The organism is Rahnella selenatireducens (genome assembly GCF_046449555.1).
Lineage (GTDB): Bacteria > Pseudomonadota > Gammaproteobacteria > Enterobacterales > Enterobacteriaceae > Rahnella > Rahnella selenatireducens.
This window is the reverse complement of the sequence record NZ_JBKEZJ010000012.1, coordinates 20,991-46,363: the sequence shown is the minus strand read 5'-3', so window position 1 is coordinate 46,363 and position 25,373 is coordinate 20,991. Positions and strand designations below refer to the sequence as shown.

At 54.6% G+C, this 25,373-nt stretch carries 21 protein-coding genes and 1 pseudogene; 13 read left to right on the top strand and 9 right to left on the bottom strand.

The window, feature by feature from the left end; genetic code table 11:
• Positions 1–150: 150 nt before the first annotated feature.
• A pseudogene (locus ACLBVC_RS18470) lies at positions 151–381 on the bottom strand (response regulator); the annotation flags it as partial.
• Between the two features lie 55 nt (positions 382–436).
• Positions 437–3,145, bottom strand: a complete 2,709-nt coding sequence (locus ACLBVC_RS18465; RefSeq protein ID WP_410150829.1) for a cation-transporting P-type ATPase — start codon at positions 3,143–3,145, stop codon at positions 437–439.
• 276 nt (positions 3,146–3,421) lie between these two features.
• Between ACLBVC_RS18465 and ACLBVC_RS18460 the strand changes: the two genes are divergently transcribed.
• The 3 genes from ACLBVC_RS18460 to ACLBVC_RS18450 are packed head-to-tail and all read left to right on the top strand — an operon-like array spanning position 3,422 to position 8,551.
• Positions 3,422–4,522, top strand: coding sequence for an efflux RND transporter periplasmic adaptor subunit (locus ACLBVC_RS18460; protein ID WP_410150828.1), 1,101 nt, complete (start codon positions 3,422–3,424; stop codon positions 4,520–4,522).
• Position 4,523: 1 nt separating this feature from the next.
• Positions 4,524–7,589, top strand: coding sequence for an efflux RND transporter permease subunit (locus ACLBVC_RS18455; RefSeq protein ID WP_410150827.1), 3,066 nt, complete (start codon positions 4,524–4,526; stop codon positions 7,587–7,589).
• Positions 7,586–8,551: an acyltransferase family protein gene (locus ACLBVC_RS18450; RefSeq protein WP_410150826.1), complete on the top strand. Its 966-nt coding sequence runs from the start codon at positions 7,586–7,588 to the stop codon at positions 8,549–8,551. Before ACLBVC_RS18455 ends, ACLBVC_RS18450 begins: the two co-directional genes overlap by 4 nt.
• On the opposite strand, the gene ACLBVC_RS18445 is transcribed toward ACLBVC_RS18450, so the two are convergent.
• A complete protein-coding gene (locus ACLBVC_RS18445; RefSeq protein ID WP_410150825.1) occupies positions 8,552–9,100 on the bottom strand; it encodes a helix-turn-helix domain-containing protein in 549 nt (182 codons plus the stop codon).
• Positions 9,101–9,198: 98 nt separating this feature from the next.
• On the opposite strand from ACLBVC_RS18445, the gene ACLBVC_RS18440 reads away from it, so the two are divergent.
• Entirely contained in the window at positions 9,199–9,867 is a 669-nt protein-coding gene (locus ACLBVC_RS18440; RefSeq protein ID WP_410150824.1) for an AzlC family ABC transporter permease, read from the top strand.
• On the top strand, positions 9,864–10,187 hold the full coding sequence (locus tag ACLBVC_RS18435) for an AzlD domain-containing protein (protein WP_410150823.1): 324 nt from the start codon (positions 9,864–9,866) through the stop codon (positions 10,185–10,187). The genes ACLBVC_RS18440 and ACLBVC_RS18435 overlap by 4 nt, the downstream gene beginning before the upstream one ends.
• Positions 10,188–10,212: 25 nt before the next feature.
• On the opposite strand, the gene ACLBVC_RS18430 is transcribed toward ACLBVC_RS18435, so the two are convergent.
• The gene (locus tag ACLBVC_RS18430) at positions 10,213–10,725 is read right to left on the bottom strand and encodes an RrF2 family transcriptional regulator (protein WP_410150822.1); all 513 of its coding nucleotides are present in this window, start codon (positions 10,723–10,725) and stop codon (positions 10,213–10,215) included.
• Between the two features lie 232 nt (positions 10,726–10,957).
• Between ACLBVC_RS18430 and ACLBVC_RS18425 the strand changes: the two genes are divergently transcribed.
• Complete coding sequence (locus ACLBVC_RS18425) at positions 10,958–12,160, top strand: NAD(P)/FAD-dependent oxidoreductase (RefSeq protein ID WP_410150821.1); 1,203 nt, start codon at positions 10,958–10,960, stop codon at positions 12,158–12,160.
• 149 nt (positions 12,161–12,309) lie between these two features.
• Here the strand turns inward: ACLBVC_RS18425 and ACLBVC_RS18420 are convergent, their stop codons facing one another.
• Positions 12,310–13,671, bottom strand: coding sequence for an APC family permease (locus ACLBVC_RS18420; protein ID WP_410150820.1), 1,362 nt, complete (start codon positions 13,669–13,671; stop codon positions 12,310–12,312).
• Positions 13,672–14,241: 570 nt separating this feature from the next.
• On the opposite strand from ACLBVC_RS18420, the gene ACLBVC_RS18415 reads away from it, so the two are divergent.
• Positions 14,242–15,210, top strand: a complete 969-nt coding sequence (locus ACLBVC_RS18415) for a GGDEF domain-containing protein (RefSeq protein WP_410150819.1) — start codon at positions 14,242–14,244, stop codon at positions 15,208–15,210.
• A 96-nt stretch (positions 15,211–15,306) separates the two neighbouring features.
• Complete coding sequence (locus ACLBVC_RS18410; protein WP_410150818.1) at positions 15,307–16,116, top strand: helix-turn-helix transcriptional regulator; 810 nt, start codon at positions 15,307–15,309, stop codon at positions 16,114–16,116.
• Here ACLBVC_RS18410 and ACLBVC_RS18405 read toward each other — a convergent pair.
• Both ACLBVC_RS18405 and ACLBVC_RS18400 read right to left on the bottom strand, forming a co-directional pair.
• The gene (locus ACLBVC_RS18405; protein ID WP_410150817.1) at positions 16,106–16,741 is read right to left on the bottom strand and encodes a LysE family transporter; all 636 of its coding nucleotides are present in this window, start codon (positions 16,739–16,741) and stop codon (positions 16,106–16,108) included. The two genes, ACLBVC_RS18410 and ACLBVC_RS18405, sit on opposite strands and share 11 nt — an antisense overlap.
• Positions 16,738–18,030: a hypothetical protein gene (locus ACLBVC_RS18400; protein ID WP_410150816.1), complete on the bottom strand. Its 1,293-nt coding sequence runs from the start codon at positions 18,028–18,030 to the stop codon at positions 16,738–16,740. Before ACLBVC_RS18400 ends, ACLBVC_RS18405 begins: the two co-directional genes overlap by 4 nt.
• A 171-nt stretch (positions 18,031–18,201) precedes the next feature.
• On the opposite strand from ACLBVC_RS18400, the gene ACLBVC_RS18395 reads away from it, so the two are divergent.
• The 4 genes from ACLBVC_RS18395 (at position 18,202) to ACLBVC_RS18380 (ending at position 21,825) form a co-directional block, all read left to right on the top strand.
• Entirely contained in the window at positions 18,202–18,861 is a 660-nt protein-coding gene (locus ACLBVC_RS18395) for a DUF1345 domain-containing protein (protein WP_410150815.1), read from the top strand.
• Positions 18,862–19,024: 163 nt separating this feature from the next.
• Positions 19,025–19,843 carry a transporter substrate-binding domain-containing protein gene (locus ACLBVC_RS18390; protein ID WP_410150814.1) on the top strand — a complete coding sequence of 273 codons (819 nt, stop codon included), beginning with the start codon at positions 19,025–19,027 and terminating at the stop codon, positions 19,841–19,843.
• Complete coding sequence (locus ACLBVC_RS18385; protein WP_410150813.1) at positions 19,843–20,667, top strand: amino acid ABC transporter permease; 825 nt, start codon at positions 19,843–19,845, stop codon at positions 20,665–20,667. The genes ACLBVC_RS18390 and ACLBVC_RS18385 overlap by 1 nt, the downstream gene beginning before the upstream one ends.
• Positions 20,668–20,694: 27 nt before the next feature.
• Positions 20,695–21,825 carry an aminotransferase class I/II-fold pyridoxal phosphate-dependent enzyme gene (locus ACLBVC_RS18380; protein WP_410150812.1) on the top strand — a complete coding sequence of 377 codons (1,131 nt, stop codon included), beginning with the start codon at positions 20,695–20,697 and terminating at the stop codon, positions 21,823–21,825.
• On the opposite strand, the gene ACLBVC_RS18375 is transcribed toward ACLBVC_RS18380, so the two are convergent.
• Complete coding sequence (locus ACLBVC_RS18375; protein WP_410150811.1) at positions 21,826–22,704, bottom strand: LysR substrate-binding domain-containing protein; 879 nt, start codon at positions 22,702–22,704, stop codon at positions 21,826–21,828.
• 119 nt (positions 22,705–22,823) lie between these two features.
• Here ACLBVC_RS18375 and ACLBVC_RS18370 point away from each other — a divergent pair, with 119 nt between their 5' ends.
• Positions 22,824–24,359: an MFS transporter gene (locus tag ACLBVC_RS18370; protein ID WP_410150810.1), complete on the top strand. Its 1,536-nt coding sequence runs from the start codon at positions 22,824–22,826 to the stop codon at positions 24,357–24,359.
• Here ACLBVC_RS18370 and ACLBVC_RS18365 read toward each other — a convergent pair.
• Positions 24,338–25,114: a YdcF family protein gene (locus tag ACLBVC_RS18365; RefSeq protein ID WP_410150809.1), complete on the bottom strand. Its 777-nt coding sequence runs from the start codon at positions 25,112–25,114 to the stop codon at positions 24,338–24,340. The genes ACLBVC_RS18370 and ACLBVC_RS18365 overlap by 22 nt on opposite strands.
• Positions 25,115–25,373: the final 259 nt, after the last annotated feature.

Sequence of the window (25,373 nt, the reverse complement as noted above, 5' to 3'; positions counted from 1 at the left end):
TAAGGCGAATTCACGATTTGAGAGCAGAAACGTCGCCGGTTTTCCCGCCAGCCCGGCTTCATGCGTGGCCGGATCCAGCGTGATAACGCCATTGCTCAGAACCGGATCCCCGCTGCCCCCCTGACGACGTAAAACGGCCCGGACGCGGGCCATCACTTCGCTCATCTCAAAAGGTTTAAGAATGTAATCATCCGCACCGCCGTCCAGCCCTTTCAGCCGGTCTTCAAGCGCATCGCGGGCCGTCAGGATCAGAACCGGCGTTGTCAGCCCTTTTCTGCGGATGGCGGACAGGACTGAAAATCCGTCCTGCCCGGGTAAACCGAGATCTAACAACACCACGTCATAGTCATGGCAAAGCGCGCCGGATAATGCCTCTTTACCGTTGCAAACCCAAACCTGAACGGCTACCTTCGCCGTTCAGGATGCGGGTTTCTCTCTAACTCTTACGCCAGCTGCGCGTCAGCACTTTCTCTATCTCGACAATCACGAACAGTGCGACACCGATCAGCAGCCCGATGATCCAGTAGATAAACGGCAGCGGGCGTGTGCCGAACAGCGTGTTCATCAGCGGCACATAGATAATGATTGCCTGAAGCGCGAACAGCACAACGGTGACAATCCAGATGCCTTTATTTTCCAGCAGGCCACGGCTGAGCGAGAAGTTATCCGAATCGCGACAGTTGATCATGTAAACCCACTGCGCGGTCACCAGCGTCTGCAACAGCACGGTACGGATAAACTCCGGTTCATATCCGCGCGGTTGCAGCCAGGCTTCGAGCATGAAGGCGCTGACGGAAATCAGCAAACCGACGAACGCCACGCGCCAGATGGCGTATTTGTCCATCACGTGTGCGCTGACGTTACGCGGCGGACGACGCATCACGCGGCTTTCCGCTTCTTCAAACGCCAGCCCAAATGACAGCGTGGCCGAGGTTGCCATGTTCATCCAGAGAATTTGTACCGGCGTTAACGGCAGAAAATTTCCCATCAGAATGGCGATAATAATCAGCAACCCTTGCGCCAGGTTGGTCGGCATAATAAAGAGAATGGTTTTTTTCAGGTTGTCATAAACCCGGCGCCCTTCCCTGACCGCGTTGGCAATGGTGGCAAAGTTGTCATCCACCAGGATCATATCCGCCGACTCCTTGGTCACTTCCGTCCCTTTGATCCCCATTGCGATACCGACGTTCGCCTGTTTCAGCGCAGGCGCATCGTTCACGCCGTCGCCGGTCATTCCGACGATTTCACCAGTTTCCTGCAACGCTTTTACCAGCCGCAGTTTATGCTCCGGGCTGGTGCGGGCGAAGATATCAAACTGCGTCGCAGCAACCCGCAGCTGATCGTCATTCATATGCTCCAGTTCATACCCGGTGATGGAATTCTCGCTGTTGCCAATCCCGAGCATTTTACCGATCGCCATCGCGGTTTCCTGATGGTCACCGGTGATCATCTTGACGCGGATCCCCGCCTGCTGACATTCGCCAATCGCCACAATCGCTTCCGGACGCGGCGGATCCATCATGCCTGCAATACCAATCAGCACCATGCCGTGGCTGAGTTCCGGATGGTCGAGCGCCGTCACCGGCTGATCAACAGGCTTCCAGGCCGCCGCCACCATGCGCAAACCTTCGCTGGCATATCGCGTAATCGCCGATTCCCAGTAAGCGTGATCTAACGGAACGGCACCTTCCGGTGTCTGCTGGAACTGACAAAGTTTCAGCAAAACGTCCGGTGCACCGGTAAGCATAATCTGCGCCTCACCGTTTTTATCGCCCGCCACCGCCATGTATTTGTAGAGCGAATCAAATGGAATTTTGCTGCTCAGGTTAAACGGCAATTCCGGCAAATGCGCCTTCGCGGCCAGCACTTTAAGCGCGCCTTCCGTCGGCCCGCCGGTAATGCCCCAGTGACCCTGCGCGTCCTGTTTTAACGTACTGTCATTACAGATATCGACCGTGCGCAGAAACTGCGTCAGTAGCGGTGACGAATCCGGCGGCACCTGCGCCGCGGAACCGGCAAGAGAAAAACTGCCCATCGGCTCGTAGCTGTTGCCTTCGACGCTCCAGACGTTATCCGCCAGAATCACCGCTTTCACGGTCATTTCATTCATAGTCAGCGTGCCGGTTTTATCCGAACAAATCACTGACATCGCGCCGAGGGTTTCGACCGTCGGCAGCTTGCGGATAATGGCTTTCGAACGCGCCATCGCCTGCACACCGAGCGACAAGATGATCGAGATAATCGCCGGCAGCCCTTCAGGGACGGCGGCCACGGCCAGGCTGATGACCGAGAGCAGCAGTTCACCAAACGGAATATCGCGCAGCAGGAAACCAAAGATCAGCAGCGCCACCATCATGAACAGAATGATGATAAAAATGGATTTACCCAGTTTATCTATCTGTACCAGAAGCGGCGTTTTGTTGTCTTCAATCGAGGAAAGCATTTCATTGATGTGGCCGAGTTCCGTCTGGCCACCGGTGGCAAATACGACCCCGCTGGCGGTACCGGAACTGACGGTGGTGCCCGAAAATGCGAGGTTTTTGCGGTCACCGATGGATTTCTCGCCTTCCAGCGAATCGGTTTTTTTCGACACAACGGTGGATTCGCCGGTCAGAATCGCCTCTTCAACGCGCAGGTTGTGTACGTCAATCAGGCGTAAATCGGCAGGAATTTTGTCGCCGGGGCGCAGCAACACAATATCCCCCGGGACAATTTCATCCGTGCCTACGGTAACCTGTTGTCCGCCGCGTAAAACCAGCGCTTCGCTGGAGAGCATATTCTGAATGCTCTTCAATGATTTTTCAGCATTATTTTCCTGGATAAACCCGATTAAAGCATTGATCACCGCAACGGCTAATATCACCAGCGTATCGACCCAGTGCCCCATTATTGCGGTGACCACGCCAGCGGCCAGTAATATATAAATCAGAATATCTTTAAAGTGGGAGATAAACTTAATAAATAAAGACTTACCTTCTTTTTGCGGCAGCACATTGGGGCCGTAATGCTGTAGTTTATTTTTGGCCTCTTCGGGTGTCAGCCCCGCCGGACCCGATTGCAGCCCGGAAAGGCTCTCTTCTACGGTATGCTGATACCACAGTTTTTCCGTTGTTTTCTCCCCGGAAAGTGGTGCTGGATTATTCATAATGCCTGACTCCTTGACCCCTGAAATGGTTCATGAATGAAGCGGATAATGAATTAATTATCGTGTTGATTCTGGCAAGATACCTAAAGCTGTATAAACTATAATATACCGTGTTAAATAGTGTTAACGGGTTGCCTGAAAAAACAATTAAACAAAGAAAAACAATAAGTCACTAATAGTCTCACTGAAAATACGTCTAAGGCAGAATATGGATGCGCCTGTTTCTTAAGAGCCCTTATATATTCCGCCGGAATTTATCATTTCGCGTGTTGTTTCATGAGGGGAAGTATTTTGAAGATTCGTTTTTCTCTCGTACTGGCTCTCGCTTTAGCGTTAAGCGCCTGCGACCAGAAAACGGCAGATGCGCCCGCGCCGCCACGTCAGGTCAAAATAGCCACGGCAGAAGCCGCCAGCCCGTTAAGCACCCGCATTTTCCCGGCTCGTATTCTTGCAGGTGATAACACAGAAATCGCTTTTAAGCGCGCAGGCCAATTGCAGACGCTTGACGTGCGCGAAGGTGAAGCCGTGAAACAGGGGCAAGTTCTCGCCCGCCTCACTAACAACGACGCGCGCCAGCGTCTCAACGACCGCCGCAGCGCCGCGACACTCGCCCAGCGCCAGTTCGAACGTTATCAGACCCTCGCCCGCCGCCATGTCGTTTCTCAGGCCGAACTCGAAGTCCATAAAGCCAGCCGGGATTCCGCGGCGGCCGCGCTGAAAATCGCGCAGGAAGAACTCAATGATCTCAATCTGGTGGCCCCGTTTAGTGGCGTTATTGCCCGGCTGAATGTGCGGAATCATCAGGTGATTGCCGCCGGGCAACCGGTGGCGACACTCAGCCGTTCCGATGTGCTGGACGTTATTTTCAGCGTGCCGGAAAACCTCTTCACCAGCCTTGATATACGTAACGCGGATTACCGACCGAGGGTGCGCATCAACCAGCTTCCCGACCGCGAATTCACCGCAACTTATAAAGAACATACCGCCAGCAGCGAAGCCAACACGCTGACCTGGCAGGTGACGCTGACTATGCCACGCCCGGAAAACTTCCCGGCGGTGGCCGGACTGAGCGGCACTGTCACGGTGAATCCGGCCAATCTCGCCACGGCCACGCCGGACTCCACGCTGGTGATCCCCGTTGAAGCCGTATTTAACCCGGACAACACGCAGCGCAACGACCCGCACGTCTGGGTGATCGCCGGAGAAGGCGACACTCTGCACGTTGAAAATCGCAAGGTCACCGTCGGCAAAATCACCTCGCAGGGGATTGAAATTACGGCCGGTTTGAAACAGGGCGACCGCGTTGTCGCCGCCGGCGTCGGTGAATTACATGCGCAGCAACCGGTTCGCATCTGGACACGGGAACGGGGCCTGTAATATGGGGATCAACGAGAGTTTTATCAGCAATCCGACGCGCGTATGGCTGGTGATCCTGCTGCTCGGCGTGGGCGGATTAATTGCGTTGTTCAACATCGGGCGGCTGGAAGATCCGGCGTTTACCATCAAAACGGCAGTGGTTTCCGTTCAGTATCCAGGCGCATCCTCACAACAGGTGGAAGAAGAAGTCACGCTGCCGCTGGAAAACGCCCTTCAGCGCCTGCCTTACGTCGATAACATCACGTCGATTTCTGCCGTCGGTTTATCGCAAATCACCGTGAATATCGATGCCCGCTATCACTCTTCCGAACTGCCGCAAATCTGGGATGAACTGCGCCGCCGGGTGAATGACGCAACGCTGCAATTTCCGCCCGGCGTCAGTCCGCCGTTCGTAAACGATGATTTCGGCGACGTGTACGGGTATTTTTTCTCTATTTACGGTGACAGTTTTACCAACACTGAACTGCGCGCGTATGCCGAACAGCTTCGCAGGCAACTGGTTCTGGTGCCTGGCGTAGGCAAGGTCGCGATTGGCGGCATCATTCCTGAGCAGGTTTACATCGAGATTTCGCGGGCGAAAATGGCCGCTTACGGCGTCACGCTGGCGCGCCTGGCCGATGTGCTGAACCGGCAAAACATGGTTTCCGACGCCGGCAGTATGACGGTAGGCAGTGAATCCATCCGTCTGCATCCGACCGGCGGTTTCCAGAATATCGATGAGCTCAATAATGTCCTCATCAGTCCTGCCGGTTCCACGCACAGTATTTATCTGCGCGACATCGCCACGGTTTCGCAGGGCGTGACCGATCATCCCGGCAATATTTACCACGCGAATGGCCGCGATGCGCTGACCCTCGGTGTCTCCTATATTCCCGGCGTGAATGTCATGAATATCGGCCACGCCATCGAAGCCAGAATGAAGCAGCTCAGCGCCGATAAACCGGCCGGGATCGCGCTGAAAGTCTTCTACGATCAGGCCGCCGAAGTCAAAAAATCCGTCGATGGTTTTATCATTAACTTCCTGATGGCGCTGGCGATTGTGGTCGGCGTCTTGCTGATTTTCATGGGCTTACGCAGCGGGATTATCATCGCCGTATCGCTGGCGCTGAACGTACTCGGCACGTTACTGATCATGTATTTATTCGGGATCGAGCTTCAGCGCATTTCGCTCGGCGCGCTGATCATCGCGCTGAGTATGCTGGTGGATAACGCAATTGTGGTGGTGGAAGGCGTGCTGATTTCCCGCCAGCAGGGCAATCCACTGATGAGTGCAATTTCACGCATTATTAAACGCTCCGCCCTGCCGTTGCTCGGCGCGACGGTTATCGCCATTCTGGCGTTTGCGCCTATCGGGCTGTCGCAGGATTCGACCGGTGAATACTGTAAATCACTGTTCCAGGTGCTGCTGATTTCGCTGATGCTCAGTTGGGTGACAGCACTGACGCTCACGCCGGTACTGGTTAAATGGGCGTTTGCCAATATGCCGTTGCCGGAGAAAAAACCGGATGAACAGGCCGACCCTTATGGCGGCTGGATTTTCCGCGTCTACCGGCGCTTGCTGTCGGCGCTGCTGGTGCGACAGGCGGTTACGCTGGTGATCCTCGCAGCGCTGCTCGCGGCGTCCGTCTGGGGATTCGGCTTTGTGCGGCAGAACTTTTTCCCGTCTTCCAACACGCCGATTTTCTTCGTCGATCTCTGGCTGCCTTACGGCACCGATATCAACTACACCGCCCGCGTCGCCCGCGAAATTGAACAAAACATCAGTAAGCAGGACGGCGTAGAAAATACCGTCACCACCGTCGGTCAGGGCGGCATGCGCTTCATTCTGACCTATAACGGCCAGCGCCAGTATTCCAACTACGCGCAGATTATGGTGCGGATGGACGACCAGCGGAAAATCGCCGGTCTGGTTCGCCACACCGAGCAGGACATCCAGAAAAATTACCCCGAGGTGAATGCGCGGCTCAAACGCATCATGTTCGGGCCGTCCGGCGACAGCGCCATTGAAGTACGCATTAAAGGCTCCGACCCGGATACGCTGCGCAGCATCGCCAGCCGGGTGGATAAAATCATCCTCGACGACGGCGCGGCCGACGGCGTACGCAACGACTGGCAGGATCGCAGCAAAATGGTCAGGCCGGTATTTTCCCCGTATCTGGGCCGTGAACTGGGCGTGGATAAAGGCGAAGTCGACAACGCATTACAAATGAACTTCAGCGGCAGCACGGTCGGGATTTACCGCGATGGATCCACGCTGATGCCCATTGTGTTGCGCCCGCCTGCGGCGGAAAGGCTCGATGTCGATCACATGGCGAACATCATGGTCTGGAGCCAGACGCGCCAGCAGTTTATTCCGCTGAGCAACGTGGTCGGTGATTTCAAAGTGGAATGGGAAGATCCGCTGATTATGCGTCGCGACCGTATCCGCATGCTCACGGTGCAGACCGACCCCGATGCGGCCACCGGCGAAACGTCTGGCGATATGCTCGCGCGGATAAAACCACAGGTTGAGGCGCTGACCTTGCCGCACGGTTACAGCATTGAATGGGGAGGCGATGCGGAGAATTCCGCCGAGGCGCAAGAAGGCCTGTTTACCACGCTGCCGATTGGATTCCTGATGATGTTTATCATTACGGTGCTGATGTTCAGTTCGGTGAAAAATGCGATTGCCATCTGGCTCACCGTACCGCTGGCGCTGATTGGCGTGACGTTTGGTTTCCTGCTGACCGGCATTCCGTTCGGGTTTATGGCGCTGATTGGCCTGCTCAGCCTGAGCGGCATGCTGATCCGCAACGGTATTGTGCTGGTCGAAGAAATCGGCCAGCAGAAGAAAGAGAAAACCCAGACGGAAGCGATTATCTACGCGGCCACGTCGCGCCTGCGCCCTATCCTGCTGACGGCCTTTACCACCGTGCTCGGGCTCGCGCCGTTGTTACTTGATGTATTTTTCCAGAGCATGGCAGTTGTTATCATGTTCGGTCTGGGGTTTGCGACCGTGCTGACGCTTCTGGTTCTGCCGGTGATTTACAACTGTTTCCATCGTGAAGGACAACGAATTCAACAATGAACACAACGGGACTGAACATTATTAAAACGCTCGGCTGCCTGACCGCCGTGACCTTTTTCACCGTCTATAACACGTACGATAATTACAATTATAACTACGATCAGATCCTGGCATTTCTGACTTTTATTTCCACCATTGCCACACCGCTGTTTTTTGTCGTGACCGGTTATATGGACGCCGATTCCCAGCACACGCCGGAATGGCAGATGAAAAAGATACGCGGGATCCTGACGATTTTTATCTTCTGGTTTTCGATTTATTACCTGTGGGGACCGTATCAGAAAGGCTATCTGATCCAGCCGTGGTTTATCTTTTCGCTGGTGATCATTTACACCTTTCATCCGGTCGTGGAATGGCTGGCGAAACGCCGGGTGATCCTGGCCTCGCTGGTTCTGGCGCTGCTGATTTTCTCTTTCGCCTATGATCTGCTGGCGATCTATTTCACGGAAAGTAAGAGCTTCTCCGCGCCCGCGCAGTTCCGCATCTGGACGTGGGTCCTTTATTATCTGACCGGCCAGCTGCTTTACGATCCGGTGGTTTCCTCGCTCTACAGCCGCCCGCGCATTGCTAAATACGCCGCCATCGCCATTCCGTTTGTGTATACCTTTACGTGGTTTTATGAGAAGCACTTTTTCTTCTCGATATTCAACGTTGAGCGCAATAGCTTTATTCTGACCGGCTCGCAGGTCTACATCCTGGTGTTGCTTATTATCATTGCCGCGAACGGCGTAAAACCGGATGCCACGCGGCTGCCGGTCAGTGAAATGGTCAGCTCGCTCGGTAAAACCATGACCGGCGTTTATATCCTTCACTACACCTTCTTCAATCTGCTCATTGAGTGGATCCCAATCAATTCCCTGACTGCCAAACTGCTGGTGATTCTGATGACATTCCTGCTCTCTGTGGTGTCGTCCCTGTTGCTGCTTAAAAGTCATCTGACGAAAAAGTTGATTACGTTTTGATTAGTTTTGCTCTGACACCAGTACCGCCATCGTGTCGGGCTCCAGCGCCCTGAAAATATGCTCAACGTCTGCGGGATACGAAATGTAGTCACCGGCGTTGAGTTCTACCGGTGAATCCACAAGACCGACCAGCGCACGCCCCTGTGTGATGATGATGTGTTCCACCGAACCCTGCGGGTGCGGGCTGGAAATACGGTCGCTGCCCGGTTGCGTGGTCAGCAGATAGACATCGCGCCGCGCGCCCGGCGGACAGGTCGCCAGAAGCACCGCTTTGTAATCCGCCAGCTCCGCGACCACCGACGGCCCTTCGCCACGCCGGATCACCTGCATTTTATTCACTTCAGGCTCCATCAGCCGCGCAAAAGGAATATTCAGCGCCACACACAGTGCCCACAGCGTTTCCAGACTCGGATTTCCGTTGCCAGCTTCGAGCTGTGAAAGCGTTGATTTAGCCACACCGGCGCGGCGGGCGACTTCCGCCAGAGACAGTCCCGCGCGCTGACGTTCACGCACCAGACCTTTGGAAATAACGCTGATAGGTTGAGACATAAGAGTTCCGTGATCAGTATAATGAACGATCGTTCGACTTGAAGAACGATGCAGATACGTTCATTATAATGGATACTCGTTCGTTATGGGATTGAATTATGCAAGCGCGTGTCTTTTCACCACTGGGAAAGGATGTGGTGAAAGCTATCTTTCTGGTCTGCCTCGCCGACGGTTTGGTAGGGATTTCTTACGGTTCACTGGCGGTCGCCGGAGGCTTTCCGCTGTGGGTGCCACTGATGCTTTCTTTGCTGGTACTCGCCGGAGCCTCGGAGTTTTTATTTATCGCCATCGTCGGTGGCGGCGGTAGCCCGTTTGCCGCCGCCGCCGCCGGTTTACTGGTGAATGCCCGCCATTTGCCGTTCGGTATTGCGGTGAAAGATCTGGTGGGCAGTCAATCCCGCAGCTGGCTCGGATGCCACATCATGAACGATGAAAGCGTGGTGTTTGGCATCTCGCAGCCCACCCATGAAAAGCGCAAAAAAGCCTACTGGCTGTGCGGCGCGGGCATTGCGCTGTTCTGGCCGGTGAGCGTGATTGCCGGAGCCTATATCGGGCAGTTCATTCCGGATATCAAAGCAATAGGGCTGGATGCCGTGTTCCCGGCCATTTTACTGGCGCTGATTTTCCCGGCGCTGAGAAAGCGCAGAACGTTGATCCCGGCGGCGTCCGGCGCGCTGATTTCCGTTGCTGCCGTACCCTTTGTACCCGCCGGAATGCCGGTGCTGTTTTCACTACTGGGATTGCTGGCCTGGAGAAATAAAAAATGACACAACACACGCTTTGGATAGCCGGGATCCTCGTTCTGGCAGTTGGCACTTTTGCAATGCGTGTGGCCGGTTACCGGCTAGGCTCGCGCCTGAATTTTTCACCGGCAACACAGACGATGTTGTCAGATTCCGCCACGATTTTATTACTCGCCGTCGCCGCCACGTCAGCATTGTTTGAAGGCCACCATTTTGGCGGATTTGCCCGGGTAGCGGGCGTCGGCGTGGCGGGATTTTTAGCGTGGCGAAAGGCACCGCTGATCGTCATTATTATCGCGGCGGCAGTCGTGACAGCGCTGATGCGCTGGGCGGGAATGGCATAAAAGGTCTTTCACGCAGTTTTGCCTTTTATCGGCTTAATTTACGTCGTTCAGAAATCCATTCCTGCACTTCAATGGCAAAGGTATCTGGCGCTTTACGGAAGGTCTTCCGTGCCAGATCTAAAATCGTATGCCGCGAAAGTTCTTCTTCCATGCGTTGTTGCGCGTTATCCATCACCGCGCGGATCCCACACGGTCCTTCGCACGCCCAGGCAGGCGGTTTCTCTTCAAAGACGGCCAGTCGCTGGCGGATCTCTTTGCATTCGAAAATGCCTTTTGCTCCGTCTATAGCCTGAACAACATCCAGCATAGTGATCAGCGCTGAAGGACGGGCCAGCCTGAAACCGCCGCCCTTTCCCTCGCTGCTAACGACCAGCCCGCTATGTGAAAGTCGGGTGAAAATTTTTGCGAGATAATCATAAGGAACGCCCTGCAATTCGGCGATTTCACGGACATTCATTTCCCGATCGTCACCATTGACATCGACCATGCAAACAAGGCTGTGAATGCCATATTCAACGCCAGAACTGTAAAACGCCATAACCAACTCCGTTAAATTTTATCTTAGTCATTATACATAAGTTGTTTATTGCGGAAAGTAAACGTTTGATGTGAAATCTTCAGGTTCATAATTAAATTCAAATAATCAATCACCTACATCCAAACCACATTAAACCCAAACATCAACTCCGAAAACTATTGTCGCAGTTATCTACGACATGTATAGTCGTAGTCACTCCAGGGATATGACCTGACAATCAAAGGTAGGACACATGAAAAAGCAAATTCTTATTCTCGGCAGCGGTTTCGCAGGTATGTGGGCCGCAATCAGCGCAGCGCGTCTGGCTCATATAAATGATCGAAATGACATCGACATAACCGTGTTAGCACCGCAGCCTGAATTGCGGGTGCGTCCGCGTTTTTACGAAAATAATGTGGCATCACTGGTTTCTCCATTGATGCCATTGTTCACGGCGACAGGCGTAAAATTCATCGCTGGCAACGTAGAGCGCATTGATACCAAAGAAAAAATTGTCTGGTACAAGGATGCTCAGGGCGGGACTGTTTTCGCCAGTTATGACCGGCTGGTTCTGGCAACCGGCAGCAAAACAAAACGGGCACCGGTTCCGGGTGTGGATAAATATACATTCGATATTGATCAACTTGAGTCTGCTCAGGTGTTTGAAAAACACCTGGCCTCACTGGTCAGTCAGGCTCCGACGCCAGCGCGTAATACCGTCGTAGTATGCGGCGGCGGTTTTACCGGGATTGAGCTGGCAACCGAATTACCGGCACGACTTCGCGATTTGTTTGGCTCCGAAATCCAGGCCAAAGTTATCGTAGTTGAGCGCGGCGCTGTGATCGGCGGCCGCTACAGTGAAGCACTGCGTAGCGTCATCGAACAGGCTTCTGAAACACTTGAAATCGAATGGCGTCTGAATGCCGAAATTACCGCCATCGATGAAAATGGCGTCACGTTAAAAGACGGAAGCCACATTGCTTCCTCTACCGTGGTATGGACCGCCGGTGTGCAGGCCAATGCGTTGACTGAACAGTTTGCGGCTGAACGTGACAACCAGGGGCGCTTATATGTCGATGAAAATCTGCAAATTCGTGGCGTGCCCGGTGTGTACGCTACCGGCGATGTCGCCAATGCTGCTACCGATGATGTCGGTAATACGGCGCTGATGACCTGTCAGCACGCGATTCAGTTGGGCAAATTCGCAGGGAATAATGTTGCGGCAAGCGTTCTGGATCTCCCCTCACTTCCTTACCGTCAGGTGAACTACGTGACCTGCCTTGATTTGGGGAGCTGGGGGGCGGTTTATACCGAAGGTTGGGATCAGAAAGTACAGTCAGTTCGTGAAGAAGCGAAAAAAATCAAAATCGCCATTACCAACGAACTGATTTATCCGCCAAAAGCTGAAAGGGAAGTTGCCTTTGCCGCTGCGGATCCGCTGGCTAAATTTGTCTGAAAAAAACCGCCCTCGTCGCTTTTTTGGAATGGCTTTACGGAAGAGGTAAATAAAACCCCAGAAGTCCCCAAAAGCGCAATAATAAAGCCCGTCAGTGAATTCACTGACGGGCTTTATTCCCGAAGGCGCTATCGCTGTTTATAAACCGGCTACGCCACGTCTTCGTACTGCGGTACCGGGTTGCGGAAGCTTTTGGTCACACAGGCCAGATAGATGAAGCCAACTGCGCCCCAGATCAGCCCCAGCACCATCGAACCTTCTTCCAGATTCACCCACAACGCACCGACCGTCAGTGCGCCGCACATCGGTAAAAACAGATACTGGAAGTGATCCAGCAAGGTTTTGTTGCGCTTCTCGCGGATCCAGAACTGCGAAATCACAGACAGATTCACGAAGGTAAACGCCACCAGCGCACCGAAGTTAATCAGCGCCGTCGCGGTCACCAGATCGAAGTTAATCGCCATCAGGGCAATTGCGCCAACCAGCAACACGTTGAAAGACGGCGTGCGCCATGTCGGGTGAATATAGCCGAAAAAGCGTTTAGGGAATACGCCGTCGCGGCCCATGACATACATCAGTCGCGAAACGCCCGCATGCGCCGCCATGCCGGAAGCCAGAACCGTAATGCTTGAGAAAATCAGCGCGCCAAACTGGAAGGCGCGTCCGGCAACCTGCAACATGATTTCAGGCTGCGAAGCGTCCGGGTTTTTGAAGCTGGAGATGTCCGGGAAATACAGTTGCAGGAAATAGGTTGCGCCGATAAAGATGGCACCGCCAATTAACGCCGTCAGGAAAATTGCCCGTGGGATCACCCGTTCGGCGTCCTTCGTTTCTTCCGACAAATTACTGATGCCGTCAAAGCCGGTGAACGAGAAGCACAGAATGGTTGCGCCGGTAATCAGCGGCACAGTATGGGTATTTTCGCCCCAGAACGGTTTCGAGCTGGCCAGCGTGCCGTAGCCTGAGCCGTGGTTAACGCCGTAAATCACCATGCCGGTAATCACAACAATCAGCACAATCTGCAAGACGACGACCAGCGTATTAATATTGGCGACAGTTTTGATACTGCGTAAATTCGACAGCGTCATAAAGCCGACCAGCACGATAACAAATATCCACGACGGCACGGAGGGCACCAGCGCTTCGAAATAGATTTTTGCCAACAGGATATTAATCATCGGTGCGAATAAATAATCGAGCAGCGACGACCAGCCGACCATAAAGCCGACCACCGGATGAATCGCTTTTTGCGCGTAAGTATAAGCAGAGCCCGCAGAAGGATAGCGGCGCACCAGTTTGCCGTAGCTCAGCGCCGTAAATAAAACAGCAATCAGCGCGAAGGCATAGGCCGTCGGCACATGGCCGTCGGTCAGGCCGGAGACAATACCGAACGTATCGAACAGAGTCATGGGTTGCATATAGGCCAGGCCTATCATGACAACCGGAATCAGCGTAAGGCTTTTACGCAGTTCCACGCGGGAGGGGGTACCTGAACCGACGTTATCCGACATGATGTGAATTTCCCATGACGGATGACGTCACATAAAAAGAGTGGTGCACCATTTATGTTTCCTTGCGACAAGACTGTCGATTTCTGAAAGTAAATATCTATCCGGTACTAAGCCCGGCCTCTGGTTTTTGAATGTTTTCTTGTACGAAGAATGATTTCGTTAATGAACAAAGAGTGAAGCACCCCGTTTTGCGGGTCGCATATTTTGCCTTATTCCGTATTGGATTGACAAGCCAGCTCAGGATAAAGACAGGCAATAAATAAAATAACCAGCGAAAACCGGCACGTATTGTCAAAGCGCTTTCGAAGAGGTGGAAGGAAATGTTTTTATAATGTGAAAATAATTAAACACGCCGTTATTGCATCCGGAGATATATCGACAACCCATGTTTAAAAATAACGAATGCGCCTCTGATTTAACATTTCCAGCCCCAGCAATGCTGCCCTTCCCCGTGATTGTACTTATGGGCAAATTCCTAAAATTCTCTCCTCTCACGTATTTTTCACACCTGATGTTTACAAAATCAGGGTCCGTGGCAAGAATGAAGATTATTTACTCATAAAATAAGAAATGTCTGATTCCTCACTTTTACAACAACTCCAGAACCTGAAGAAGCACAATGCCCGGCTAAAACGCATCGCGCACGACGCCCGCAACAAGCTGAGTGCCGCGCTGGATGGAACCGGTTTGTGTTTGTGGCAGCTCGACGTGCCCAGCGGAAAACTGGTGATTTACAACCGCCGGTGGGGATCCATGCTGGGCTATCAGCCCAAAGAGCTGAGTGCGCGTTTTGAAGTCTGGCGGGAGCATTTACACCCGGACGACAAAGAAGATGTGTTGTCGGCTTTTTACAATCATCTGGAAGGCAAGACGCCGTTTTATGAGGCGCTGCACCGGATGCAGGCGAAAAATGGCACCATTACCTGGGTGCTCGACCGTGGCCGCGTCACCGAACGGGACGACGCCGGGCGCCCGCTGAAAGTGACGGGCACCCACATCGATATGACCAAAGAAAAGAATTACGAGCAGCAACTGGCAACACTGGCGAACCACGATCCGCTGACCGGGCTGGCAAACCGCCATGCGTTACAACAGCAGTTTTCAGCACTGAAAAATGCCGGCGCTTTATGCGTGGCGTTTATCGATCTGGACGATTTTAAGCATGTGAATGACACGCTCGGGCACCGCAGCGGCGATGACGTTCTGATGCGGCTGAGTCAGCGTTTTCAGGAAATGTGTCCGCCGGGGGTGATCCCGGGACGGCTGGGCGGCGATGAATTTGTGCTGCTCCTTCCGTATTCACTGAATAATCCGGTGATTAAAAGCGTGGCGCAGGCATGTCTGAATGCAGCGGTAATCCCGTTCGAACTGGATAACGGCACGGCGCAGATTGGCGCGTCGATTGGCATTGCGCAGGTGAGCCTCAGCGATGATTTCAGCGAAGCCTTACTGCGCGCCGATCAGGCGATGTATGCCATAAAACATCATGGGAAAAACGGCGTCATGCTGGGTACGGAGCCGGTTCGCCTTCTGGCGTAAACCTTCAGATTCCGGGTCCTATGCTATAAATTTCACATAACAAAAACGTTTTTATTGTCATCTTTTGGGCTACAGCAACGAGTTACGGGGTGCGATGTGTCTCTTTCTATTTCTGAATGGACGATGGCTAACGACATTGAATGCTCGCATCTGACTGCGAGCAATTCGTCATTTCCGCGTCACACCCACGACGAATACGTCATCAGCGCCAACCTCACTGGCACGGAAGAAATCTGGCTACACGGTAAAACCGCGCTGGTGCGTGGCGGCGATATCACAATTTATAACCCGTCCACGGTCCAGTCATCGCTGTTTGGCGATCAAAAAGTCGAATTCATCAGCGTGCATATTCCGCAAACGTTGCTGCGTCAGGTGTCGGTCGATCACAATCTGCGCTCAGACCACCACGCGCCAGTGCTGACCGAAGGCGTTCTAAGTAATCCCGCGCTGTTTTCCGCACTGTGCCATTACAAACGCACGCTCAATGATGAAGATCAGGAGCAGAATCTGCTGTGGCTACTGGGCGCGCTGCTGGAAGAACCGGCGAAGGAGCAGGAACAGTCGCTGCGCCCGATCACGCTGGCGCTGGATTTTATGCGCGACCATCTGACGCGGAAAATACACCTCGATACGCTGGCGCAAATCAGCGGGCTGAGTAAATTCCATTTTGTGCGGCTTTTCCGCCAGCATATCGGCATGCCGCCGCTGCAATACCATATGCAACTGCGGCTGCTCGAAGCCCGCAACCAGCTGCGTAAAAACAATAACGCGCTGGACGTGGCGATCCGCCTGGGCTTTTACGATCAAAGTCACTTCATCAATACGTTCCGCAAAATGATGGGGATCACGCCCCATCATTATTCGCTGTCGCTAAACGCCTCGCAAGGTCACCCGGTTACACGATAAATTCGCGGTAACCGGTGATCACCACGTACAGCGCGAAGTACGAGAATATCGCCGCCGACGCCACGTAAGAGTATTTCAGCATTTTGGTGCCGAGCATTTTTCCGCCCCAACTGCCGACGCAGCACAGCACGATCGTCCAGAATACACCGGCGATGAAGAAGCCGGTCAGGAACCACGACGCCTCCACGGTGCCGCCCTGCCCCATGCGGGAAATCAGCGCCCCGCCGACGGCGGCAAACCACAGGATCGCCGTCGGAGAGGACATCGCCAGCAACACGCCACGACCGAAGTTGCGGACAACCGAGCGCGGCTGCCCGTTGTCGCCGGAGTTCAGATCGCCCGCCGGAGCCAGCGCCGCGCGGATCATTTTGTAGGTAAACCACATCAGCATCAGCGAGCCGCCGACCCACAATACCCAGCGGACGCTCTGGTATTGCAGCAACAGCGTCATCCCTGCCAGCGCCAGCATGGCGTAAATCAGGTCACCGATGCAGGTGCCAATGCCCAGCCAGAATCCGTGAAAATAGCCGCGTTGCATCGCAAGCGTAATCATGGCGATATTGGCGATCCCGATGTCCAGACACAGCGACAGGCTGAGCAAAAATCCATTTGAAAACGGCATCATAACGGAACTCTCTTAATTAACTGGTTGTATTCAATCATGTCATTGGTGGTGCCGAGACGCGCCATCAGGATATCGACATCTTCAGGATTGCTGTGCGGACAACGCTCCAGCATGAAATTTTTCGCCCGTTCCGAATCGCCGCCCAGCAGTTCTTCGCTCATCAGACGGGTGAGATCCGCCATCTGGGGGTAGAACAGTTCCGGGTGGAATTCGATAGAATCCGCGCTCAGTTCAATGCAGCCGTGTTCGCGCAAATAGTTGAACTGGATCCAGGCCGCACCGGCGTCGGGATAGCTCGACGGCCCGCGACGCAGATAGCGAAGCATTTCGAGGAAGTAGATCCGCGCAAGCACGGTGCGGTCGAGTTGCAGACCGTCGGCCACCTGAGGCGTCAGACACATCAGCAGGCCAAACTGATCGGCCAGCGCTTCCTGCACCATCATCGATCCCCAGCGATCAATCCTGCTGAGTTTCGGGAAGACGTTTTCGTTACGCACCAGCGAATGCCCGAGATCGTGCCCGCGAAACCACGCAATCAGATAACGCTGGCACACGCGGCTGTCCGGCAACCGGTCTTCCGGCCAGCCCATCTTCGCCGCTTCGGTGCGCGAAAACAGTTCGAACAATTGCAGGTAAGTGTTGGCGAAAACTACGGTGCGTTTGACCGGCGAATACTTCAGCCCTTCATCTTCCGGGAAGAAATAGGCGAAATGTTTCGGATAGGTATTGGCTTCACCGGCAATGCCAAACAGGTTGATAATTTTGTACGCGCAGCCGGGCATCGCCAGCAAATCACCGGCAATTTCCTTTTGCAGATACAGCAAGCTTACCGGGAATAAATCGTCCATCACGTCGGAGATTTCCTGCAACATCGGCGCGGGTTCGCCAAACCACGATGAATAAAAACTCTGTTTGGATTTCCCGACCCACGTCGAGGTATTGCCGATGCCCAGCACCAGCTGCTGTTCATTCAGCCCGGCGATTTGCGGCAGCACGGTTTTCCCGCAACTGTCGTCCGCCAGCACTTCCGCGCGCAAAAACAGCCCGCGGCGGGTATCCGGGTCATCAAACATCGGCGCAAGACGGAAACACTGGATCGACATTTCCTCGCGCAGTGCATCCAGCAAACGGCTTTCGCAGGCGGCTTCCAGCTGATTAATCGCTTCCGTGAGACGCAGGCAGTAGTGAATAGTTTGCAGAGCTTTAGGACTTAAATTTTCCGGTGCATCCAGATCCATCATTGAAACCTGATATGCCGCCGCGGCTGGCCAAAATGAGGTTGTAAACATGATTTCAAACCCTTAAGCGCAATGGAGACAATCTACTAAATCACTCCCGCGAAACCGGGTATTGGAAGAAATTGCGCAGACGCCAGGAAGTGAAAACCGCCACCAATACAAGCCTGCCATCTGCGTCTACCCTTAACGTATCCATCCCTTTTTCGCTAAGCGCCTAACATCATGAGTCTTTCCCTTCGTCATTACCTGCACGCCCGTTCCCGGCTGGTGATTTCAATCGTTGCCGGGCTGATTTGTTTTTTCGCCCTTCCTGCGCATCTGGGGACGTTGCAGCGCCTGATGATCGGCTGGAATGTGCTGGCGTGGCTGTACCTGTTTTTCCTGTGGTTTCGGATGTTGCGCACCGAGTCGAAAGACATTCCGCACATCGCCAAAACGCAGGATGAAAGCGCCAGCATCGTGCTGACGCTGGTGACGCTGACCTGTCTGGTGAGCATTCTGGCGATCCTGATGGAGCTGGGGTCGCTCAAAGATCTCACCGGCACCGCGCGGGCGCTGCACATTCTGCTGACCGCCACCACGCTGATTGCTTCGTGGGCGCTGCTGCCCACGTCGTTCGCCATGCATTACGCGCATCATCACTACCTGCGGCGTAGCAAAGACTGCACGCCGATGATTTTCCCGGAAAAGCCCGACGAACCCGGTTACTGGGATTTTCTCTATTTCTCTTTCACCATTGCCGTAGCGTCGCAAACCGCCGACGTGGCGACCGGCACCACCGATATGCGGCAGATTGCGCTGTTGCAGTCAGTGATTTCGTTCGTCTTCAATCTGGCCATTCTCGGGTTTTCCATTAACGTCGGCGCGGGATTGCTAAGCTAATTACTGACTTAACGATTGAAGTAATACGCTGTATTTCGGGGGATTTTCGGCAGAGTTCACTGTAAGTCTAAAAAGGCGAATTTTGGACTTCTATACGTCTAAAACTTAGTGTAGGTTTTCACAATATTCTCCCAATTTGGTTACGTTTAAGGAAACTTTGCTTATGCGCACTTCGTTCGTTGCCCTGACCCTGCTGGCCACCACGCTGTTTTCTGCCACCTCTTTTGCCGGGAAGACGCTGGATCGCGTGACCAAAACCGGCGTTTTACGCAATGCCATCGTCAATGACTATCCGCCTTTCGGCTTTATTGATGACAATAATCAGCTGGCGGGTTTTGACGTGGATGTTGCCAAAGCCGTGGCACAGCGCATGGGTGTGAAGCTGGAAATTATCGCGCCGGGCTGGGAAACGATTGTCGGCGGTAAATGGCAGGGGCGCTGGGATACCTGTATCTGCTCGATGACGCCAAACACCGAGCGCGCCAAAGTGCTGGATTTCCCGACGCCTTACTACAACTCTCCTGCGGTTTTAGTGGTCAATAAGAAAGACGACCGCATCAAATCCGCTGCGGATCTGAGCAATAAAAAAATCGGTGTCGGCATCGGCTCGACCTATGAAACGTACCTGCAAAAAGCGCTGGTTATTCCGGGCGCGAAGCCGCTGAACTTCCCGTTCGATAACGTGCAGGTCATCCCGAGTGACGAAGAAGTCGCGTTCCAGAATCTGGCGTTGGGGCCGGGCGTGCGTCTGGACGGCGTGGTGTCTGATTTAGCCACCGCCAATGCCCGCATCAAGCGTGCGCCGGTGTTTAAAATTGTCACCGAACTGTACGCCGAACCGAACTGGGTGGCGACGGACAAAGGTGACGCCGAATGGGATAAGAAAGTCGCAGACACGATTAAATCGCTGCGCGACGACGGCACGCTGGCCAAAATTTCCCAGCACTGGCTGGGTGAAGATATTACGCACGAGGTACCGTGATGCCACAAATCCCGGACAGCCAGCCGAAGGTGGAAACGCCGGAACGCTGGCACCGCGCGCACGCGTTTAAATTCAAAACCGGGCTGACTTGGCTTATTCTGCTCAGCCTGCTGCTCGGCACTTTCAGCAAAATGGGGCTGGACTGGAGCCTGATCAGCCAGAAATTGCCATTCCTGCTCGGGCTGCGTCTGTCGCCGGACGGCTTTATTCAAGGCGCGGCACTGACCATTATGATCACCGCCTGCTCCATGTTTTTCTGCCTGCTGATTGGCCTGCTCACCGCGCTCGGGCGGATGTCCAAAAATGCGCTGGCCTTTGGTTGCGCGACGTTTTACGCCTCACTGTTTCGCGGTACGCCGCTGCTGGTTCAGGTATTAATCATTTATCTGGCGCTCCCGCAGGTCGGGATCGTGCTCGGCGCGCTCAGCTCCGGCATTATCGCGCTGTCGATGAACTACGGCGCGTATCTGGCGGAAACCATCCGCAGCGGCGTGCTTTCCGTGCCGCGCGGCCAGCAGGAAGCCGCGCTGGCGCTTGGCGTTTCGCGCTGGACGGTGGCGGTACACGTTACGGCACCGCAGGCGCTGCGCATTATTATTCCGCCCGCCGGATCGATGTTTATTTCGATGCTGAAAGACTCTTCTCTGGTTTCGCTGATGGGGCTGTGGGAGCTGAATTTCCTCGCGCAATCCTACGGGCGCAGCACCTATCGCTATATGGAAATGCTGGCGACGGCGGCTGCGATATACTGGATTATGTCGATTGTTTTAGAGCTGCTGCAAAGCCGCCTCGAGCGCCGTTTTGCGCAGGGCCAGCGCCGCTGATGTTCAAATTTTATTAACGGGTACGTCATGTCCTTTCCAGAAGATTTTCGTTTAATCAGCTACCTCTCGCGACTGGAACACGCCGTCCGTTTTCCGCTGTCGTCGTCTTATCCGGAATCGATGAGCATCGATACGCTGTTTGAACTGGCGGGAAAAGAGCACCGCGCGCCTTTCCTGCAAACCGTACTGGATTACCCACCGCTGCGCGGAACGCCTGAACTTCTCGAGGCCATCGCATCGACGTACCGGCACATTACGCCGCAGCAGGTCATCAGTTTTGCCGGTGCAGACGAAGCGATTTATGCCAGTTTTCAGATGCTGCTCGAGCCTGGCGATCATGCGGTGGTCATCACGCCCAATTATCAGTCGCTGGAAAGCGTGCCGCTGTCTCGCTGTTCCGTCACCGGCGTGGCGCTGGATGAAAACAACGACTGGGCGCTGGACGTGGAAAAAGTACGGGCTGCGCTACGTGAAAACACCAAAGTGCTGGCGATAAACTTCCCGCATAACCCGACCGGTGCGCTGATTTCCCAACAGCAACTCACGGATCTGGTGGACATGTGCCGTGCGCGTGGGATCTGGATTTTTTCCGATGAAGTGTACCGGCTGACAGAGTTTGATCCGGCGGATCGTCTGCCGCAGCTGGCCGATATTTACGAACGCGGGATCTCGCTGAATGTGACGTCAAAAGCCTACGGATTGCCCGGCCTGCGTATCGGCTGGGTGGCCTGTCAGGATGACGCGTGGATGCTGAAACTCGAACGCATGAAGCAGTATCTGTCGATCTGCAATTCCATGCCCGGCGAATTTCTGACGACGATTGCGCTCAACGCCCGCGCGCCGATCCTTGAGCGCGTCATGGCGCGTTCGCGTCGCCAGCTTGCCGCACTGACGGCGTTTCTGACGCGCTATCCGCATCTGTTCCAGCTTTCCGTGCCGAAGGCCGGTGTGCTGGCATTTCCGCGTTATCTGGGTGCAGAAGGCGCGGAAGCGTTCGCCACCCGGCTGGTGGAAGAAACCGGGGTGATGGTCATTCCGTCTGTGACTTACGCCTCTGAACTGACGCCGGTTTCAGAAGATTTTCTGCGTATTGGCTTTGGCCGTGAAAATCTGGAGCAGGCGCTGGCGGAAATGAGCAAATGGCTGGATCGCCGGTGATCAGCCCAGTACTTTTTTGCTGGTCAGAAAATCAATAAACACCCGCACTTTGGGCAGCATATGGCGGCTACTCGGCCAGACCACCGAGAACTTGCCGCCCTCTTTCAGAAAGTTCTCCAGCACCGAAACCAGCTCGCCGGAAGCCAGAGAGTTGCGCACGATAAACTCCGGCACATACGCCATTCCCAGCCCCTGAACCGTGGCCTGTAAAATCGACTCCAGATTATTGCTGCTCAGCGCCAGTGGCAGTTCCTCCGGCATTTCGCTCAGTTCCCACTCCTGCCATTGTCCGTTACCCGGAAACCGGTAACGCAGGCAGGCGTGATGGCGCAAATCGTCCGGCGTTTGTGGCGCTGGGTTTTGCGCGAAATAGCCGGGGCTACCGACGATGGCAAAGCGGAACGGCCCCAGACGGCGCGACATCATCTGCGAACTGTTCAGTTCACCGCTGCGGATGGCGATATCAAACCCCTCATCAATAACGTCCACCATGCGGTCGCTGAAATCCAGATCCAGTTCAACGTCAGGATAACGTGCGCGAAATTCCGGTAAATGCGGCAACAACATGCGGTAACCGATGGCTGGCGCGGTGATGCGCAATTTGCCGCGCGGCACGGCGGAAATCCGCACCAGCTCCTGCTCGGCTTCTTCCAGCTGCGTGACGATATTCTGGCAGCGTTCGAAAAAAAGCTGCCCTTCATCGGTCAGGCTGATGCGCCGCGTGCTGCGGTTAAACAGCCGCACGTTGAGCTTTTCCTCCAGGCGCGCCACGCTTTTCCCCACCGCCGACGCCGAAATACCCATGCGTTCTGCTGCCGCCGCAAAACTCTGACTTTGCGCCGCGCGGACAAACGCCAGCAAACCCTTCAGATTTTCCACTTTACCCTTCCCGCCATTCGAGCGTTTTAGTCCTTAATCATCGGACTTGGAGCCCGTTTCCGCAAGATTACTGACATTTTATCATCCATGTCACGACTCTTTCCGTTGGGGGAAAACCAATGAATACCTCATCCACGCACGACACCGGCAGCCTGCGGGTTCTGTTCACCGTTTGCCTGGCAGCGGTGATCCTGCCGCTCAATTTCGTCAGCGGCGCGGTCGCCACGCCCGCCATCGCCCGCGAACTCGGCGGCAGCGCACAGGCGCTGAGCTGGATAACCAATTCTTTCATGCTGACGTTTGGCTGTTTTCTGATGGCCGCCGGTGCGCTGGCGGATGAAATCGGCCGCAAAAAAGTGTTTATCAGCGGCGTTTCGCTGTTTGCCCTGCTCTCGCTGTTACAGAGCTTCAGCACCAGTTTATTGTGGACCGATTTACTGCGCGGCGCGCAGGGGATTGCCGCCGCCGGTGCGCTGGCGGGCGGTGCGGCGGCTCTGGCGCAGGAATTTGACGGCGCAGCGCGAACCCGTGCGTTCAGCCTGATGGGCAGCAGTTTTGGTGTCGGTCTGGCATTCGGGCCGTTTCTGGCCGGATTGCTTATCGCGCATTTCGGCTGGCGTTCGGTCTTTTTCACCGCCGCCGCCATCGCGCTGATTTCACTGCTGAGCGGCACGTCGAAAATGCGTGAGACGCGGAATCCGCAGGCCGCCGGTATCGACTGGCCTGGCACGGTGTCGTTTACCGCCATGCTGGCGCTGCTGACCTGGGCGCTGATGGACATTCCGCAATCCGGCCTGAACAGCCCGCAGGTGCTGGCGATGCTGGCGGGTGCGGCGGTGTTACTGGGGATTTTCGTGGCGGTTGAGCTTCGCGTGAAAAACCCGATGCTGGATTTATCGCTGTTCCGCTACGTGCGCTTTATCGGTGTGCAGGCGCTGCCGCTGGCGACCGGTTTCTGTTTTGTGGTGCTGCTGGTGGTGCTGCCGATGCTGTTTATCGGCGTCGCAGGGCTGAGCGAAGAGCGCGCCGGGCTGATGATGATGGCGTTATCGGTGCCGATGCTGGTCGTGCCGCTGCTGGCCGCGTGGCTGACGCGCTGGATATCGGCGGGCGTGTTGTGTACCTCCGGGCTGTTAATTGCCGCCGCCGGTCTGGGCTGGCTGAGCCGCGCGGTGCTGGCGCAGGAACTGACCGGCATGATCGCGCCGATGCTGATGATTGGCGTTGGTACGGGTTTACCCTGGGGTTTGATGGACGGGCTTTCGGTCAGCGTTGTACCGAAAGAACGGGCGGGCATGGCGACCGGGATTTTCAGCACCACGCGCGTGGCCGGTGAAGGGGTTTCACTGGCGATTGTCGGCGCCATTCTCTCAGCACTCACCCATAACGCACTGGCGGCACAATTTACCGGCGGGGAAATCAGTCAGGCGGCGCAGCGGCTGGCGACCGGCAATCTGGCGGTCGCGCAGCAACTCATTCCGCAGGCCAGCACAGCGCAGCTTCAGGCGCTTTATGCCGCCTCGTTGCACCCGCTGTTACTGTGTCTGACGGGTATTACGCTGTTTTCCGCGCTAGTGGTTTTACTGGCGTTGCGCGGAAATCATCAGCAAACGACAGAAACCGCCGCCGTCTGTCAGAAGGATCTGTCGCCGTAACCGGCTTCAAGAACCGGGCGCAGCCGTGCATAAATGTCTTCAATCTCTGCCGGTATTTCAACTTCGGCAATAAAGCCCGCCCCGCGCGGGCCGTAGCCACCCGGCGCATTACGCAGACGCGGGATTTCACCCAGCAGCAGGGAGATAAAACGCGGCAACGTCCACAAACCCGCCTGCGCGGTTCCGGCAAATTTCACACTTTCGCCTTCGCGCACCAGCTCCGGCACCAGAACCGGCCAGCTGGTGAAGTGGACATCCGGACGATCGCGCCATACGTGGCGGAAACTGGCGTCGGTGCGCAGCTGCATCAGCGGATCCTGCGTCAGAATAATGTCCTTATTCCGGTCCGCGGCTTCGTCGAGCACGCGCCGCGCCTGTAATGCGTTATCGCCGCAGTTGGTCGACGCCGTTTCCCGCAGGATATTTTCCGGAGACAACCCGAAATGCTCTAAGCCAATGTCGTACAACACCTCCGCTTCACTGCGACCTTCGGTGGCGATATTCCGGTAAACCGGATGTTGCTGCACCGCGTCATATAGCAAACGGGTCGAATGCCCGATACCACCGGCAATCAGCAACCGCGTAACGCGACCCTGCGCCAGCGCCTGAAACGCCGTTTCTGTGGTCGATAAAATCGCGTTGCCCAGCAGGATAAGCAGCGGTGAAGTGCCTGACGGCCCCTTTCCGGCGGTTTGGTCAAAAGATAAAAAACGCGCCAGACGGTTCATATCAGCAATAACGGGATCAGAAAACATCACAGTCTCCATTGGGTTGGACAAGCATCATAACCCTTTAACAATACACAAAGAATGGTTAATAAAATTCATCTTTTAGTCGCAAAAATTAATTAATGAGACCTGTTATAAATCCATTATCGGGATAAAAAACTATCAATTTTACATTTATAGAATTTTTATCCTTATTATCAAAAATGAAAAAAATATCCCCTTAAGGTAAATTTATTAACTTATATTTAACCGTAACGACGTTTTTCATCATGAGGTTAAGGTCAGG